This window comes from Natrinema sp. LJW11, from assembly GCF_056135975.1.
In genome coordinates, this window is sequence record NZ_JBWBDM010000009.1 from 81191 (window position 1) to 97998 (window position 16808).

Consider the following 16808-nt stretch of genomic DNA (forward strand, 5'->3'; position numbering starts at 1 on the left):
CTAATACCAGAATCATATACGTGGAGAATTGATAGTCGTCGTTTTGCCCTGATAGATATGCACACGTCGTTACCGAACCGCCCGATTCGGTTTCAAGAACGCTTCCAAATAAAGAAATCGCGTTACTATCTATCGGTATGTGAATTGTTTCAGTGGCTACTATCGTTGCCGGTCCGGAACGACAGGTCCAGCGACGGTGCCGAGTGGGTGAGCGATCCCATCGAAATCACGTCGACGCCCGTCGCGGCGTAATCGGGAACGTCGGCGAGGGTGATCCCGCCGCTGGCCTCGGCGAGCACGCCCTCGTGATCGTCGAGTTCTTCGACGGCCGTCCGCGTCTCCGCCGGCGTCATGTTGTCGAGGAGGACGATGTCCGCCCCCGCCTCGGCCGCCCGCGGTGCGTCCGCGGCGGTCTCGACTTCGACGTCGAGCTTCGTCGCGAACGATGTCCGTTCCCGAAAGTGAGCCACCGCCTCCTCGAGCCCCATCTCGGCGACGTGGTTGTCCTTGACCATCACCATGTGCGAGAGGTCGAGCCGGTGCGTGTCGCCGCCGCCCGCGACGACGGCGCGTTTCTCGAGGCCGCGCAGGCCGGGCGTCGTCTTGCGGGTCGCGGCGATCGCCACGTCCGCGGATTCGGTCCGAGCGCGCTCGAGCGCCTCGCGCGTCCGCGTGGCGATCCCCGACGCGTGCCCCGCGAGGTTGACCGCGACGCGCTCGCCGCGGAGGACCTCCCGCGTGGCTCCCTCGACCCGGAGCAATTCCGTGCCGGGTTCGACCTCGGTTCCGTCCTCGAGGCGATCGGGTACGGCCACGTCCAGGTAGTCGAAGACGGCCGCTGCGGCCTCGATTCCGGCGGCGACGCCGGGTTCCTTCGCGACCAGCCGGCCGGTCGTCTCGCCGGGCACCTGATTCGTCACGTCGTGGTGGCCGACGTCCTCGCGCAGCCAGCGTTCGATTTGTGCGTCGGTGATCATGCGGCCTTGACCGCGGGTGCGGCCCCGGCGAAAATAAAGGATCCGTTTGCGTGGACTTCGAACGATCGACTGGCCGACCGGCCGATCGAACGAACGACCGGCGTCGACCGAGCGACGGCTCCGACGACAGCACCGATGACGGTCGCGAAAACCTGACAGTGACATTTCAGAAACTGTTACCTTGCCGATCGGCCTGTCTCTCCTATGAACGCGGCTCTCTTCGACGCTCTCACGCGGCTCTTCGACGGCGTCCCCGGCTGGCAAGCGACCCTCCTGCTGGTCGGCCTCTCGCTCGGTATCGCGCTCGCGCTCGAGGTTGTCGTCCTCCGGACCCTGCTTCGATACACTAGCCGAACGAAGACCCAGTACGACCACATCCTCGTCGAGGAACTCCGGCTCCCGGTCGTCGTGACGGCCGCGCTGGCGGGCGTCTATCTACTCACGCAGCTCCCCTCGGTCACCGAAAACGTCCTCGTGACGGCCGATCAGCTCGACACCTTCTTCGGCAAGCCCTCGCTGTCGGTCATCGTCGTCGCCTGGGCGTTCGCCTCGAACCGGATCGTCAACCGGTTCGTCGAGGAGCTGAACGAGGAGGGTTCGCGCTTCGACTTCGCGCCCGTCTTCTCGAACGTCTGGACGCTGCTCGTCTTCGTCGGCACGATCGGAATCCTGCTGACGCTGTGGGAGTACAGCATCTCGCCGCTGCTCGGGGCCGCCGGCGTCGCGGGCATCGCGGTCGGTTTCGCCGCCCGGGACACCGTCGCGAACTTCTTCGGCGGCATCGCGCTCTACTTCGACGACACCTACAAAATCGGCGACTACATCGAACTGGACTCCGGCGAGGCGGGCACCGTCGTGAAGGTCGGCATCCGATCGACGACGCTGATGATGCGCGACGAAGTGCTCATCACGGTGCCGAACGCGGTCCTGAACGCCGCGAAGGTGATCAACCAGTCGGCTCCCCAACGCCGCAGGCGGCTCACGGTCCCCATCGGCGTCGGCTACGGAACGGAGATCGACGCCTTCGAGGAACTCGTCCTGGCGCTCGCCGACGCGGAATCGCTCGTCCTCGACTCGCCGAAACCGCGGATGCGATTCCGGGCCTTCGGCGACTCGGCGCTCGAGTACGAACTCCTCTGCTGGGTGGCCGCGCCGACCCGCGTCAACAGAGCCACGCACGAACTCAACCGGGCGATCTACAAGGCGCTGACCGCGGCCGAGATCGACATCCCGTTCCCCCAGCGCGAGATCCACGTCTCGAGGCCGGACGCGACCGGCGACGAGCCGGAGTCGCCCCCGAAGATCCTCGGCGGTGCGGACGACGCGTCGGCGGAACGGCGCGCGTAAACGAAGTAGTAGTGCGAAACCGAGAACGTGCTGCTGACGGACGCTACGGAAGCGGCGCTTCGTCGTCGACGACGTAGTGGCAGCCGATCGATTCCGGGTTCTCGCCGGCCGCCCGCGCGATCAGTAGCGCGGTGACGCTGGCGTTGCGAAGTTCGTAGAGGTCCCGCGCCGTCCGCGTCCGAACGTAGGCGTCGACCTCGCCCTTGAGCCGCCGGAGGACGGCGCTCGCGCGGGCGATCTCCTCGGGATCGCGCTCGAGGCCCAGATAGTCGTCCATCGTCCGCGTGAGCCGCGCGAACTTCTCGGCGGCGAAGCGCTCTGGGAGGTCGGGATCCCGGTTCAGGAGTTCGGGGGCTTCGACGACTGCCGGCTCGAATCCGACCGCGTCAGTCCCTGCGCGGAGGCCCCAGACGAGCCCCTCGAGCAGGCTGGTACTCGCCAGCCGATTCGCGCCGTGAACGCCGGTGCGGGCGCACTCGCCGACGGCGTAGAGTCGATCGAGCGAGGTGCGCCCGCGCTCGTCGACGTCGATGCCGCCACACAGGAAGTGTTCGCACGGGGCGACCGGGATCTGGTCGCCCTCGATGCCCCGATTTTGGCATTTCTCGGCGATGCCGGGATAGTCGGCCGCGAATTCGAGCGGCCCGATGTCGAGGACGACCTCGCCGGTCGCCTCGCGTTCGGTCTCGACCGCGCGGGCGACGACGTCCCGCGGCGCGAGGTCGCCCTGCGGGTGGTAGTCATCCATGAACTGCTCACCCTCGCCGTTTCGCAACATTGCACCTTCCCCGCGCAAGGCTTCGGAGAGCAGGAAGGGGTCGTCACCGTCGTAAGCCGTCGGATGGAACTGCACGTACTCCATATCCTCGACGTCCGCGCCCGCGAGCGCGGCCATGGCGATCCCGTCACCGGTCGCGTCGTCGGGGTTGGTCGACCGATCGTAGAGCGCGCCGATGCCACCGGTCGCGAGGATCGTCGCGCCGGCGTAGATCGGATTCCCCGTCGGCTCTTCGTCACTCAGAACGCCGTAGACTCGCCCCTCGTGCGTGATCAACTCGAGCGCGGCGGTGTCCTGGCGCACCTCGATCCGCTCGTGGTCGTCGAGATAGTGCAGGAACGGCCGCAGGATGTGCGTCCCCGTCGCGGCGTCGACGTGGAGGATGCGGGAGTCGGAGTGGGCGGCCTCGCGCGTGTAGTCGAACGATCCGTCGTCGCCCTCGTCGAACTCGACCTCGAGGGTGTCGACGAGCACGTCCTCGACGGCGTCGTCGGCGTGATCGACGAGTACATCGACGGCGTCGGGATCGGCGGTGCCGTCGCTGGCGTCGACGATGTCCCGCTTGAGGCTCTCGGGGTCCCCTCGAGTCGTCGAGATACCGCCCTGCGCCCAGTCGGTGCTGGCGTCGTCGGGTTTCGTCGCTTTCGTCAGGAGGAGCACGGCAGCGCCCTCGCGTGCGGCCGCGAGCGCGGCCGAACAACCAGCGATGCCGCTGCCGACGACGAGCACGTCCGCGGTCTCGCCGTCGGTCGTCGTCTCCGTTCCGGTGTTCGTCTCGGTCATGGTCAGATCTCGAGCATCCGATCGAGCGCGACGCCCGCGAGTTCCTTCTCCTCGGGCGCGACCTCGATCACGTTGTGTTCGCGCCCCTCGACGAGTTCCTCGAGCACCCACGCGAGGTAGTTGGGGTCGATCTGGCGCATGGCGTTGCAGTCCATGCAGGCGTCGCCACAGAGCGGGAGAACGTTCACCTCGGGGTGCCAGCGCTGGAGGTGATTCGTGAGGTGGATTTCGGTGCCGATCGCCCACGTGTCGCCGGGATCGGCGTTCGCGACGGTCTCGCAGATCGTCGCCGTCGAGCCGGCTACGTCCGCGGCTTCGACGACCTCGCGGCGACACTCGGGGTGGACGATGACCTTCGCGCCGGGGTTTTCCTCGCGGATTTGCTCGATATGGTCCTCGCGGAACCGCTCGTGGACCTGGCAGTAGCCGTCCCAGAGGACGATGTCGCTTTCCGCGACTTCCGCGGCGTCTTTCCCCTCGGGATCCCACGGGTCCCACTCGGCGATTTCGTCTTCCATGCCGAGCCGGTGGGCGGTGTTCTCTCCGAGGTGTTTATCGGGCAGGAAGAGGACCTTGTCACCCCTCTCGAACGCGTACTCGAACGCCTCGTGGGCGTTTGAGGAGGTACAGACGAGCCCGCCCTGGCTCGCACAGAAGGCCTTCAGGTCCGCGTAGGAGTTCATGTAGGTGATCGGGATGATGTTCGCGTCGGGCGCGGCGGCCGTGATCTCGGCCCACGCGCTGTCGACTTGCAGGGCCTCGGCCATCCCCGCCATCGGACACGACGCCTCCATGCTCGGGAGGATCACGGACTGGTCGTCGTCCGTGATGATGTCCGCGCTCTCGGCCATGAACGTCACGCCGCCGAAGATCACGTACTCGGCGTCCGCGTCGGCGGCCTCCTTCGAGAGCTGGTAGGAGTCCCCGATGAAATCGGCGTGTTCGACGATCTCGCGGCGCTGGTAGTTGTGCCCCAGGATCACCACGTCGTCGCCGAGTTTCTCGAGCGCCGCCTCGATACGGTCTGTCCGCTCCTCGGCCTCGAGGTCCCGGTATCGGGACGGGAGCTGCTCGAGGGTGTCGTATTTGAACAGACTCAGATCGGTTTCCAACTCCGCCGTTTCCATTTTGACCATCTTACGTCACCTGTGGTTGATCACATATCACAGGCGGCTATTGAATAACTTTTTCCTTCGAACGAGGGGTCCGGCGGAATACCATCGGGGTATACAACGATCGAAAATGGAACGTCAGTTGTTCGCCGGCACCGATCGGTCCGCAGCCGTGACTGTCGCTCGGCCGTTCACTGGCGTCTTTTCCGTGGCGCTCCTACTGATGGTATGGCACTCGAGGACGCCTTCTCACAGTTCACGCGACGGGATTGGGAGCACGAATCGGTCGAGGGAACGGTCCGACTCGCCGTCGTCGGGATCGGGGGCTTCGCACGGCGGCGCGCGCTCCCCGCGATCGCGGCGGGCGACTACTGCGAGACGACGGTGCTCGTCACGAGTTCGCCGGATCGAACGGTGGGCGTCGCCGAGGAGTACGACGTCGACCACGTCGTCGACTACGACGAGTTCCTCGCCGGCGATCGGACCGACGCCTACGACGGAGTCTACGTCGCGGCACCGAACGCGTTTCACGGTCAGTACGCGACCGCAGCGGCCGAGTTCGGGAAGCACGTTATCTGCGAAAAGCCCCTCGAGACCACCGCCGAGCGCGCTCGAGAGATCGTCGACGCCTGCGCCGACGCCGGCGTGACCCTGATGACGGCCTACCGGCTCCAGACCGAGCCGACGGTTCGGCGCGCGCGAGAACTCGTCCGCGAGGGCGTGATCGGCGACGTCGTGCAGGTCCACGCCGGCTTTTCGCACCCGCTGCTCGAGCACGCCGGCCCCGACACGTGGCGGCTCGATCCCGGCCTCGCCGGCGGCGGCGCGCTGGTCGATCTCGGGATCTACCCGCTCAACACGATCCGGTTCCTCCTCGATTGCGAGCCCACGGGCGTGTACGCCACCACCCACTCGAGCGGCGGCCCGTTCGCGAACGTCGACGAACACGTCGCCGTCCAACTCGAGTACGAGACCGGCGCGACGGCCTCCTGTACCGCCAGTTTCGACGCCCACGCCAGAAGCGCCCTCGAACTGGTCGGGACCGAGGGGTTGATCGACATCGAGTCGCCGTTCGGCGGCGTCGTCCCTCAGGAGATGGTCGTCGAGAGCGGCGACATCCGGATGGAGTACACCGGACCGCGGATCGACGAAGTTTGTGAGGAGTTCGATTACTTCGGTTACTGCGTGCTGACCGGATCCGACCCGGAACCCGACGGGGAGGACGGACTCGCGGATCTGCGCGCGATCGAGGCCGCCTACGAGTCGGCCGAGACGGGCCGTCGAGTGAGCCTCGAGTAAGTCATTTCGACCGAAACGCGAGGACCGGCGGCTATTCATGTCCGGATCGTCTACGGAGGGATATGGAGGACGTTACGGACGCTGGAATCTACGCGCGGGAATCGCCGTACCTCGATCGGTACGTCCAGATCGGAGCCGCCAGCGGACGAGTCCTGAGCGTCTCGTTCCCGGAGATTCCCGACGACGGTGCCGAGGACGACCACGCCGTTCTCGATCGGATCTTCGAGTACCTCGACGGCCTCGAGCCGATCACCTTCGACGACGTGCAGATCGCGATGACCATGCCGACGGACCAGCGGGCGGTCCTCGAGGGGGTTCAGGAGATCCCCTACGGCGATCAGGTCACCGTCGAGACGCTCGCGCGGATGACTTCCGGGCTCGATCACGAGGACGAAGACGACATCATTCTCGTCCGAACCGCGCTCGACGAGAACCCCGCCCCGCTCCTCATTCCGGATCACCGCGTGCGCGACGGTCCCAGCGCCGCCCCGCCGGACATCGAACAGAAGCTTCGGTCGCTCGAAGGGCTCTAACAATCGGTGGCAGCGCGGCCGCTTCCTGTCTCTACGGACGGAATGATGCTCTGTCTAAGTCACTATAGCGAGTGCTGGCTACTAGGAGGACCACACCCTCCCCAGCCGATTCGCTCGCTTTTCGAGGAGTTCACTCCGTTCACTCCTCGCACCGCTCGCTCATCCCTCGCACGGCTTTGGGCCGCGGTTCGTTGGCCTCACGGGTCGCTGCTCACGGCTCACATCGTTCGCCGTTCGCTTGGCGAGGTTCTCGCTGTGCTCGGACCTCGCATGCGCTCCCCGCTCGCCATTCCGAGACCTCACTCAGTTCGGTCTCGCTCTGCTCACCGCGTCACAGCGCGCGCCACAGTATAGAGACCGTCAGTCTGGAGTGGGTCCAAAATCAGCTGCACTGAACGAGCGGGTTCTCCGGTGTCCCTCAGAAGTCCGATCGATCGACCTTCTCGGGCGCTTCGAACGCCGTCGCCAGCTCGAGCAACTGCACCAAAATTCGACCCGTCGCACCCCAGACGGTGTAGCCGTTCACGCGGAAGTAGTGAATCACGATCTCGCCGTAGTAGGGGTGGCTCCGGCGCTCGTACTCGTAGTTGTCCGGATCGAGCAGCCCCGAGAGGGGGAGGACGACGATTTCGGCGACCTCGCTCTCCTCACGGACGTACTCCCGATCGGGCACGTGCGCGACGAAGGGCGTCACGGCGTACTCGGTGACCGTCCGGATGTCGTCGAGCTGGCCGACCACCTCGGCTTCGCCGCGCTCGAGGCCGATCTCCTCGTTGGCCTCTCTGAGCGCCGTCTCGAGGATCGTCTCGTCGACCGACTCGGCCCCGCCGCCGGGAAAACTCATCTGCCCGGGGTGTTCGCCGAGGTGGTCGGCTCTGCGGGTGAACAGCAGGTGGTCCTCGCCGTCGCGGTCGACGATCGGCGCGAGGACGGCCGCGTCGTACTCCTGATCGGTGATCTCGGTGGGCTCGTAGGCCGCGATCGGCTCGAGGGTCAGTCTCGTCGTCATTCCTCGAGGGCGTCCTCCAGCCGCGTCCGTTCGTCCGCGAGATCGACGGGGGCCCACGCTTCGATGTCGTAGCTGACGTCGAGGAGGGTTCGGAGTCGCGCCGCGTCCTCCTCGGTGACGGCGTCGTCCGCGGCGGCGACGAAGCGCTCGCGGGCCGCCTCGCCCAGCGGCTCGCGATCGGGCCGCCGCCGCTCGACGTCGAGAATGTGTGGGAGGTCTTCCGCGTGCTCCGGCACCGTCGGAAACGCCGTCGGGCCGGGAACCAGCAGCGCCCCGTCCACAGCCGTCGACGTCTCGTCCCGCCCGGCGGGATCGTACCGAACGAGCGCGAACGACTCGAGCGCCTCGTCGATCGCCGCCTCGAGGGCGCCGTCGTCGACGGCTTGCCCGTCAGCGCGGTAGGCCGCTTCGGCCAGCGCCCGCTCGAGTTCCTCGCGGGTCAGCCCGCCGAAGAGGTCGACGACGCCGGCCAGTTCGTCGGCGGTCGCATCCATACGCGATCTAACGGACGGTGAGTGGATTAGTCTTGCGAGCGCGAGCCGACCCGTCGCTCCCGCCAGGGCCGGGCGGCCGCGAGCACGTCCGCCGGCGCGAACGGGGCGTCGATCCACCGCGGCAGGCGCGCGTCCGTCCCCGGCGGCGCGATCGACTCGGCGTAGCGCGTCAGCTGGTTCCGTTCGTCCGCGGGATCGTACTCGAGGCCGTTGAACGCCGCGTCGGCGCGATAGCCGTCGATCAGCCCGTCGCCGACGGCCCGATAGCGCTCCGGCAGCGTCTCGTAGTCGGGGTCGACCCCGTGTTCCTCGAGCACGCCGAAGAGCGCGGCGGCGACCTCGCGGCTCATTCCCTCGAGTCCGGCGTCACCGGCGACCGCGCGGTGGTCGTGCTCGTGGCGGCCGAGATCGACCTGTGCGGTCCCGTCGAAGCCGGCGATCTCGTAGGCGTCGCCGAGCGTGCCGACCTCGAGGCCCCACGCGCGCGGTGCGCGGAGCCGTCGGGCGACCTCGTCGGTCGCGGCGAACTCGCCGGCCAGCGCGTACCGGAACGCGCCGAGGTAGTCGACGATCGGCGCGTCGTGGGCGTCCGCGAGCGTTCGAACGAGCGGCTCGTAGAACAGTCTGAAGAGTCGGCCGTAGAGCCGGCCGCGCTCGACGCGAGCGTAGTACCCCTTCGAAAAATCGTACTCCATCGTCAGGGGCGCGAGCAGCCGGCGGACGTGCTCGGCCTCGTAGCTTCGGGCGTCGGCGTCGTGGACGACGACGGCGTCGCCGACATCGGCGGCGGGTCCGAGCGCGAGCCAGACGTCACGGCCCTTTCCGAAGCCGCCCGCCAGTCCCGCCTCGGCGAGCAGCGCGTCGACGCCGGGCGAGTTACACCAGAGGACGCGCGTCGGCAGCGCGACGCCGTCGAGCCACTCGCGGAACGCCCCGATCTCGTCGTCGTCGGCGCGGACGGGAACGAAGACCGCCGCGGGTGCCGGCTCGAGGCGCTCGAGTTCGCCGAGGACGCGTTCGGCGGCGGGGCTCTCGTACTCGCGGGCGGTCATCGGGACGACGACCGCCGTCTCGCCGACCGCGGCCGCGGCGTCGCGGGCGAGGGCATCGCTCATCCCGTCGCCCTCGCCGAACTCGTGGAGCGTCGCGATCCGCTCCTGGACGTACTCCATCGGTGAGTTGTTCGAGCGAACCGGTAAAACGGCCACGACTCCGGCCAGATATACTGTCGCTCAGCAATCAGTGGGTCGGTTCAGCGAGTCGTCGGGGTGAGGTGGGAATAGTGACTGCCCGACCCAGGATCCCCTTACTCGGACGATTCGTCCACGCTGGTCGCTTCGTCGACGCCGGCTTTCCGGCGCAGCCACTCGAGGCCGAGCGCCCCGCCGAGAAGTCCGGCACCGGCCGTGAAGCCGGGCACGTTGTCGGCAGCGATGTCGTTCTCGGTGTCCGTCTCGTTTCCAGCGTCCCCATCTCCGGCGGTTCCGTTCCCGCTATCGCCGTCGTCGACGGACTCTCCGTCGTCAGCCGGGTCGTCGTCTGGACAGGGGCACTCGTCTTCCCCCGCGTCGCTGTCGTCTTCCCCCGTGCCGCTGTCGTCCTTGCCGTCCTGCTGATCGTCTTCCTCGCCGGATCCATCTTGCTCGTCGGGCTGGTCGTCCGTGTCGTCGTTCTCGTTGTTCCCGTCGTTTCCGTCGTCCGCGTCGTCGTTCTCGTCGCTTTCGTCGGGCTGGTCGTCCGTGTCGTCGTTCTCGTTGTTCCCGTCGTTTCCGTCGTCCGCGTCGTCGTTCTCGTCGCTTTCGTCGGGCTGGTCGTCCGTGTCGTCGTTCTCGTTGTTCCCGTCGTTTCCGTCGTCCGCGTCGTCGTTCTCGTCGCTTTCGTCGGGCTGGTCGTCCGTGCCGGTTTCTTCGCGAAGCGCGACGAGCTCGCCATCGTTGTCAACGTAGATGGTTTCTCCGCTGATCGCACGGATGGGGCCGACCGGTGCGTCGTCTTTCGAGAGCGTCCACTTCTCGGACCCGTCGTACTTGTTCAGGGCGACGAGTGTCTGATCGTACTCCCGGTCTCCGTAGTTGTAGCCGTCCACCTCAAAGTAGACGTAAACGGTCTCGCCGCTGATGACGGCCTGTCCGTAGGTGTACGTAACGTCAAGGTCCCAACTGTATTCGTCACCGTGGATCGAACCGCCGGAGTACCCTTGGTCGGTGCCGCCGACGTGGATCTCCTCGCCGAACGCTATTTGCCCGTAACCCATGGCTACAGACTCGCCTGTTTGGGCATCGTGCAACCCTACCTCCGGGGAGCCACTGATGTCGTAAGCGACTGCTGCCGATGTCGCGTAGATGGTATCGGTGTAGGAGCTGGCGCGACTTCTGGCCCGCCAGACTTCGGCACCGGTCTCGGGCTCGAGAGCGATCAGAACGGCACCCGTGACGCTGTAGATTACGCCGTTTGCCGCGGCGGTCGCCGCAACGAACTCGTGTTCGTCGCCGTCGCTATTGACCGATTCCTTCTTCCACCGAACCGAGCCGTCGTCGACCTCGAGCGCGTACAGCGTCCCGTCGACGACGACGTACACGCCGCCGTAGGCGACCGTCTGCCAGACGATCGCCTCCTCGTGATCGAACTCGCTCTCCCAGCGGACGGTTCCATCGGACCGGTCGAGCGCGACGACCTCGTTCCCGCTGAGATAGACGGTTTCGCCGGCGACCGACGGCGCTTCCGCGTCGATATCCGTGTTCTCCCAGACGACGGTGCCGTCCGTCGCATCGAGGGCGACGACGCCGTCGTCGGTCGGCGTGTAGACCGTCCCGTCGGCGACGGCGACGGAACCCGCGCCCGCTCCCGCGACGGACCACGCGGCCTCGAGGTCTCCTCCCTCGAACTCGTGGCCGTCCGGGACGTATCTAGCGTGACCGGGGTCGCCTCGATGTGACGGCCAGTCCTCGTCCGGTCCCGGATCGACATCCGGATCCGGCAGTTCGTCGACGTCAGCCTCGGCGGCTCCGGCCCCTACCGAAGCGAGTCCGGTCCCCATCGACAGCGCTGCCCCAGTCGCCAGCACGGATCGTCGGTTCCACATAACGACACGACGTACGAATACCGCTCATATCCCTATCTGTCAATTAACGATACTTCGTAGCTATGCAATTGTTTCAAACTCTCCAGGACGCACACTGTTTCGAACTGTTCAAGACGCGCACGTAGCGAGCGTATGTTTCACGCCAAACCACGTCCGTATTATAGATCTGAATAGAGGATGACGGTTGGAAACGGTAGATAGCGTCTCCCAGTTCCCGGCCCGTCTGGAACCGATCCCGATGAGGCGCGACGTGGCCTCGAGGAGACCCCGACACGCACTCGCTGACAGCCGTCGATCATCGGGTTCGGGGGTCGACTCGGGGTCCGAAAGAGCACCGGTCTTTTTCTCCCCCTCCTGCTTACAGGGAGAACATGAAATCAGTCCGGAAGGCGCTTCGCGAAGACGAACTCGAGAAGGACACCTACGATCGACTCGTCTGCGCCGAGTGCGAGAAGCCGCTGAAGACCGAAAACGACCCGGACGAGATCAAGACGGTCCGGATCTGCCCCGACTGCGGGGCGGAGTGGAAGGAGATCCGATAAGGGAGCTGGCCGACTCGTCCGATCGGATCGAGGCGTGCACCCCGGCGACTGGCCGCCGACGGTTGCAGTGACATCGTCGACTCGAGATCCGTTCGAACGGGCGACCGACCGACTGGCCGTCCGATCCGTGTGCCAGCCCCAGCGTTTTGTCGCCTGATACTGCAATGCCGGCCGTGAGCTACGACGAGCTTCGCGACCGGCTCGACCGCCTCGAAATCGGCGGCACCCGCCGCATCGTCGCGCTCCCCGACGGCAGCGTCGACCGCTGGTACGCGCTCGCAGGGGCGGGCGGCGATCGCCTCGAGGAGATCGACGCGTTCGCCGACCAGCTCGCCGCGGGGACCCGCTCGTTCGCGCTCGAGCCGATCGACGTCCGGCCCGGCGGGCAGGCGGTCAACGCGGCGACGCAGGTCGACGCACTCGGCGAGACGGCGACGCTCGTCGGTCACCTCGACGACCCGGTACTCGCAGATCTCCCCTTCGAAACGCGCTCGATGGGGGCACCGGCTACGGTTCGCGTGGTCGACGTCGGCCCGGACGAACTCCAGCTTTCGGAGCCGGGGCCGGCCGCGGACTGGGGACTCGAGGATCTCCTCGCGGTCATCGACTGGGACCGAATCGTCGGCGCGGACGCGCTCTGCTGTACGAACTGGGTCTCCGTGCGGGGACTGACAACCGTCTTCGATCGGCTGGCGGCGGCTTCCCCCGAGACGCGGCTCCCGATAGTGGTCGATCCCGGCCCGATCGACACCGTCGATCCGGCGGCGCTCGAGGGGCTGTTCGACGCCCTCTCGCGAGCCGATTCGGCCGTCGCATCGCTCGAGATCGTTCTGAGCGTGAATCCGGCGGAACTCGCGGCCGCCGTGACGACCGCCGACGCGTCGGCTCGCACTCGCGACGCTGACGAGACGAGCGACGCGCGGATCCGAAATCGGACCGCGGCGCTGCGCTCGGCGCTCGACGTCACCGCGGTCGTCTCTCACGGGTCGGATGCGGCCGTCGGGACGACGCGCGACGATGCTGCCGCCGTCGAGATGGTCGACCTCGGCGACCCGCGGCGAACGACCGGCGCTGGCGACAGATTTTCGGCCGGACTGGCCTGCGCACTGGCCCGCGAGTGGCCCCTCGAGGCGGCCCTGGCACTGGGAAACGCGTGTGCGGCACACTTCGTCGCGACCGGTGAGACCGCCGATCCGGGAGCGCTGCGTTCGGTGTGCGAACGCGCCGACTAACGCTATCGTTCGCCCGCCATCGCGGAAAAGAGCCGTTCCTCGAACTCGTCGCGACTGATCCCGTCGGAGGGGCCGATTCCGTTCATGTGGTCGACCGAGAGCTGCCCGCCGCCCATCCGCGCGTGGCCGCCCGCGCTGGCCATCGGAATGTCGCTGATGGCGTGGCGCAGCGTCTCGCCCATGTGGACCCGGTCGTCGCGCGATCGGCCGGAGAGGTGGAGCGTCCCGTCGTGTTCGCCGTAGACGACGACGGCTGTGACTCCCTCGAGGTGCATGAGTTCGTCCGCGGCCTGGGGAATCGCGTCGACGTTGCCGACCTCGCCGACGTCGCAGACGGCGAAGGGGCCCTCGACGCGCTTCTGGGTGATCGCCGTCGCCTTGACCTGCAACACGTCGTCGCTGACCTGCGGGTTGGCGATCCGGTCGAGCAGGTCCTCGTCGATCCCGGAAAAGAGGGCGGCGCAGGCGTCGAACTCCGCCCGCGAACAGCCGTTCGTCAGGTGGTTCGTATCCGACTGGATACCGTACAGCAGCCCCGTCGCCAGTTCCGGCGAGATCTCGAACCCGTTCGAGTCCTCCTCGTCGGCCATCGTCGCGCCGATGTCGTGCAGGTACTCGACGACGATCGTCGACGCCGCGCCGTAGTCGGTCCGCACGTCGGTGAACTTCGTACCGGCCCCGTTGCCGGGATGGTGGTCGACGACCGCGACCGGTTCGACGGTCTGGGCCCCGGTGAACCCCCGCGGCGTGTTGTGATCGACCAGCACCACCGCGTCCGACTCGAGTTGCGAACTCGCGTCGACGGACTCGATGTCCAGATCGAGCACGGTCCGGAACGCGCGGTTTTCCTGGTGGCGGATCTCGCCGGAGAACTGCAGGGTCGCGTCGGTGTCGACCGACTCGGCGATCTTGGCGACGCCCATCGCACAGGACATGGCGTCGGGATCGGGGTTCGGATGCATCAGGACCGTCACGTCGTCGTGCGTCGCCAACACGCGCTGAAGTCGAACGCCCGGCGGTCGCCGAAACCACCGAATCACCCACCAGCCACCCAGAACGAGCGCGACGACGGCCAGAACCAGCAGCGAGAGAACGAGCGGGTCGAGGGACCGGATCGAGTCGCCGACCGACTCGGACACCAGCGGGTTCGCCCCGACGAACGTCGCGGTTGTCGGGGCGCTCCGTAAGCTCATATCAGCAACTCAGATCGAACCACCATGAAATTTCCCCCGATTTCCCACGATCCGGGGTGGACTGTTACCGGGGGACCCGTCTCAGTCGGTCTCGAGCGAGGTCGGCGGCCTCGGTCTCAGTGCGCCGGCCTCGAGGTATACGGACTATCGGTCGGCGTCGTCGGCCCGATAGCGTTCGATCGCGTCGCGATACCCCTCTCGAAAGGTCGGAAAGGAGAACTCGTAGCCGAGATCGCGCAGCTTCTCGTTCGAGCAGCGCTTGCTCGTCAGGATTCGCCGGCGGCCCGCCGCGGAGACGTCGCCGTCCGCGAGCCGCTCGGCCTTCGTCCGCTTCGGCGGGTTTTCGACGCCGCATTCGCCGGCCAGCCAGTCGGCGAACGCCCACTTCGACGCCGGCTCGTCGTCGACTACCTGCACCACCTCGCCGCGCGCGAGGTCCTCCTCGAGCAGGTAGCGGACCGCCCCCGCGGCGTCGTCCCGGTGGACCATGTTCAGGTAGCCTTCCGTGACGGGGCCCTCGAGGTAGCGCTCGAGCCGGTACCGGTCGGGCCCGTAGAGGCCGGCGTAGCGCGCGACCGTGCCCTCGTAGCCGTACTCCGGCGGGTGCTCGAGCGCGATCCGCTCGGCCTCGGCGAGCACCTCGGTCTTGTCGGTGGTGGGCTCGAGGGGCGTCTCCTCGTCGACCCAGTCGCCGTCGTGGTCGCCGTGGACCCCCGTCGACGAGGTGTAGACCAGTCGATCGGGTGCGTGCTCGCGCTCGCCGAATTCCTCGATCGCCGTCCGCAATCCGTCGACGTACACTTCGCGGGCCGCCTCGGCACCGCGACCCCCGCTGCTGGCCGCGAAGACGATCGCGTCGACGTCCGGCACCGCCGCGAGCGACCCGCGGTCGGTAATATCCGCCCGTCTCCCCTCGAAGCCGGCTTCTTCGATCCGCTCAAGCCCATCCGCCGACCGACGAACCCCGATCGGCTCGTGGCCTCGAGCCGCGAGCTGTCGACCCAGCTCGATGCCGACGTGTCCGCAACCCAGAATTGCGACCTTCATAGCCCGACTCGTGGCCGACTGCACATAATTTCACCGCTCGAGAGCGGGGGTCCGGTCGATTTCACCGCTATTTCTGCACCTTTTCAACCCCACACTCGAGGCGGGCGGCGGGTTATCAGTCACTCGACGGTGACTTCGACCGCGTGGGGAAGCGACGCGTTCTCGGCGTAGCCGCCCTCGTTCCACGGATACTCGCCGTCGGCAACTTCGTCCGGCCCGGCGATCCGCGCGGGCTGGCGGCGGCCGCGGTCGTCGGTCGCTCGAGAGACGAGCGCGTACGTGCCGGGCGAGGGTTCCCACGCGTGGCGAAACAGCCGCCACGCGCAGTCGTAGTTCGGGCCGAAGAACTCCCCCTCCCGCCAGCTGTCGCCGCCGTCGGTCGATATTTCGATCGCCGTCACCTCGTCGTCGCCGGCCCAGGCGACGCCGACGATTTCGACGACCCCGTCCTCGCGCGGGCTGACGGTCGCGCCGTCGTCGGGACGGCCGATCGTGGACTTGACGTTCTCGTCGAAGGTGTAGGGGTGGTCGATCTCGTCGGACTCGAGTTGGTCCCAGGTGTCGAACGTCGAGATCGTCGCGTTGGATTCGGGGTCGACGCCCTCGGGATGGATGCGATAGGACGACTGCTGCCACCGGGTGAAATCCTCGCCGTCGCGGTCGGTCCACTCCTCGCCGTGGACCATCGTCTCCGTGACGTGGAGCTCGGTCAGCCACTTGACGCTGTTGACGCCGTACCAGCCGGGAACGAGCAATCTGACGGGGTGGCCGTGTTCGGGCGGCAGCGCCCCGCCGTTTACCTCGTAGGCGAGGATGCAGTCCTCGAGCGCCTTTGCCATCGGGATCGAGCGGGCGAACCGGTCGTTCTCGCCGTCGACTTCGGGGTGGTCGCCGCCGACCGCGGTGAGCCACAGCCCGTCGTCCGTCGTCGCGCCGCGGTCCGTCAGAATCGCACTCAGCGGCGCGCCCGTCCAGATCGCGGTGCTGACGGCACCGTACTCCCACTGGACGCTCCCCGTCTCGGGGTCGAAGTAGCCCCGGCCGTTGCCCGCACACTCCATCGTGTGCGCGACCGCGACCGCGGGGTACTCCTCGCGAAGCTCTGCCATCCCCAGTTCGGCCTCCCGCTCGACCGCGCCCTCGAGCGCGACCGTCCACTCGTCGGCCGCCGGGTCCAGCGTCTCGTTGCGGTGGCAGACGTAGTGGTCCTCGATCGGCGTCAGCCAGTTCGCGTACGTCTCCCGATCGGCCGCGCCGACGACCCGATACCGGTCGTCGAGATCGGTGACGGCCTCGGTGCCGGGTTTGCGATTCAAGATTTCGTCGACCTCTCGTCGTCGGTTCTCGCTGCGCTCCGTGTTCGACATGGCGGGTTCACAC

The 16808-nt window shown here is 67.2% G+C and carries 15 protein-coding genes; 5 read left to right on the forward strand and 10 right to left on the reverse strand.

Annotation, left to right across the window (positions count from 1 at the left end; genetic code table 11):
* Positions 1-149 precede the first annotated feature (149 nt).
* On the reverse strand, positions 150-977 hold the full coding sequence (gene nadC / locus AC0QDI_RS21160; protein WP_474671573.1) for a carboxylating nicotinate-nucleotide diphosphorylase: 828 nt from the start codon (positions 975-977) through the stop codon (positions 150-152).
* A 204-nt stretch (positions 978-1181) separates the two neighbouring features.
* Between nadC and AC0QDI_RS21165 the strand changes: the two genes are divergently transcribed.
* Positions 1182-2324 carry a mechanosensitive ion channel family protein gene (locus AC0QDI_RS21165; protein ID WP_474671575.1) on the forward strand — a complete coding sequence of 381 codons (1143 nt, stop codon included), beginning with the start codon at positions 1182-1184 and terminating at the stop codon, positions 2322-2324.
* 43 nt (positions 2325-2367) lie between these two features.
* Here AC0QDI_RS21165 and AC0QDI_RS21170 read toward each other — a convergent pair whose 3' ends face one another.
* Complete coding sequence (locus AC0QDI_RS21170) at positions 2368-3885, reverse strand: L-aspartate oxidase (RefSeq protein ID WP_474671576.1); 1518 nt, start codon at positions 3883-3885, stop codon at positions 2368-2370.
* A 2-nt stretch (positions 3886-3887) separates the two neighbouring features.
* On the reverse strand, positions 3888-5021 hold the full coding sequence (gene nadA / locus AC0QDI_RS21175; RefSeq protein ID WP_474671578.1) for a quinolinate synthase NadA: 1134 nt from the start codon (positions 5019-5021) through the stop codon (positions 3888-3890).
* 204 nt (positions 5022-5225) lie between these two features.
* Between nadA and gfo6 the strand changes: the two genes are divergently transcribed.
* Both gfo6 and AC0QDI_RS21185 read left to right on the forward strand, forming a co-directional pair.
* Positions 5226-6296, forward strand: a complete 1071-nt coding sequence (gene gfo6 / locus AC0QDI_RS21180; RefSeq protein WP_474671580.1) for a D-xylose 1-dehydrogenase Gfo6 — start codon at positions 5226-5228, stop codon at positions 6294-6296.
* 62 nt (positions 6297-6358) lie between these two features.
* Positions 6359-6829: an MGMT family protein gene (locus tag AC0QDI_RS21185; RefSeq protein ID WP_474671582.1), complete on the forward strand. Its 471-nt coding sequence runs from the start codon at positions 6359-6361 to the stop codon at positions 6827-6829.
* Between the two features lie 418 nt (positions 6830-7247).
* On the opposite strand, the gene AC0QDI_RS21190 is transcribed toward AC0QDI_RS21185, so the two are convergent.
* The 4 genes from AC0QDI_RS21190 to AC0QDI_RS21205 form a co-directional block, all read right to left on the reverse strand.
* The gene (locus AC0QDI_RS21190; RefSeq protein WP_474671584.1) at positions 7248-7838 is read right to left on the reverse strand and encodes an NUDIX hydrolase; all 591 of its coding nucleotides are present in this window, start codon (positions 7836-7838) and stop codon (positions 7248-7250) included.
* Entirely contained in the window at positions 7835-8332 is a 498-nt protein-coding gene (locus tag AC0QDI_RS21195) for a DUF7109 family protein (RefSeq protein ID WP_474671586.1), read from the reverse strand. The genes AC0QDI_RS21190 and AC0QDI_RS21195 overlap by 4 nt, the downstream gene beginning before the upstream one ends.
* A gap of 26 nt (positions 8333-8358) precedes the next feature.
* Positions 8359-9504, reverse strand: coding sequence for a glycosyltransferase family protein (locus AC0QDI_RS21200; protein ID WP_474671588.1), 1146 nt, complete (start codon positions 9502-9504; stop codon positions 8359-8361).
* Between the two features lie 134 nt (positions 9505-9638).
* The gene (locus tag AC0QDI_RS21205; RefSeq protein WP_474671590.1) at positions 9639-11414 is read right to left on the reverse strand and encodes an outer membrane protein assembly factor BamB family protein; all 1776 of its coding nucleotides are present in this window, start codon (positions 11412-11414) and stop codon (positions 9639-9641) included.
* 371 nt (positions 11415-11785) lie between these two features.
* On the opposite strand from AC0QDI_RS21205, the gene AC0QDI_RS21210 reads away from it, so the two are divergent.
* Complete coding sequence (locus AC0QDI_RS21210; protein WP_180840261.1) at positions 11786-11956, forward strand: HVO_0758 family zinc finger protein; 171 nt, start codon at positions 11786-11788, stop codon at positions 11954-11956.
* Between the two features lie 173 nt (positions 11957-12129).
* Positions 12130-13188, forward strand: a complete 1059-nt coding sequence (locus tag AC0QDI_RS21215) for a carbohydrate kinase family protein (protein WP_474671592.1) — start codon at positions 12130-12132, stop codon at positions 13186-13188.
* Between the two features lie 2 nt (positions 13189-13190).
* Here the strand turns inward: AC0QDI_RS21215 and AC0QDI_RS21220 are convergent, their stop codons facing one another.
* The 3 genes from AC0QDI_RS21220 to AC0QDI_RS21230 form a co-directional block, all read right to left on the reverse strand.
* Entirely contained in the window at positions 13191-14381 is a 1191-nt protein-coding gene (locus AC0QDI_RS21220) for a DHH family phosphoesterase (protein WP_474671594.1), read from the reverse strand.
* 144 nt (positions 14382-14525) lie between these two features.
* Complete coding sequence (locus AC0QDI_RS21225) at positions 14526-15428, reverse strand: NAD-dependent epimerase/dehydratase family protein (RefSeq protein ID WP_474671596.1); 903 nt, start codon at positions 15426-15428, stop codon at positions 14526-14528.
* Positions 15429-15547: 119 nt separating this feature from the next.
* The gene (locus AC0QDI_RS21230; protein ID WP_474671597.1) at positions 15548-16795 is read right to left on the reverse strand and encodes a sulfite oxidase; all 1248 of its coding nucleotides are present in this window, start codon (positions 16793-16795) and stop codon (positions 15548-15550) included.
* Positions 16796-16808 lie beyond the last annotated feature (13 nt).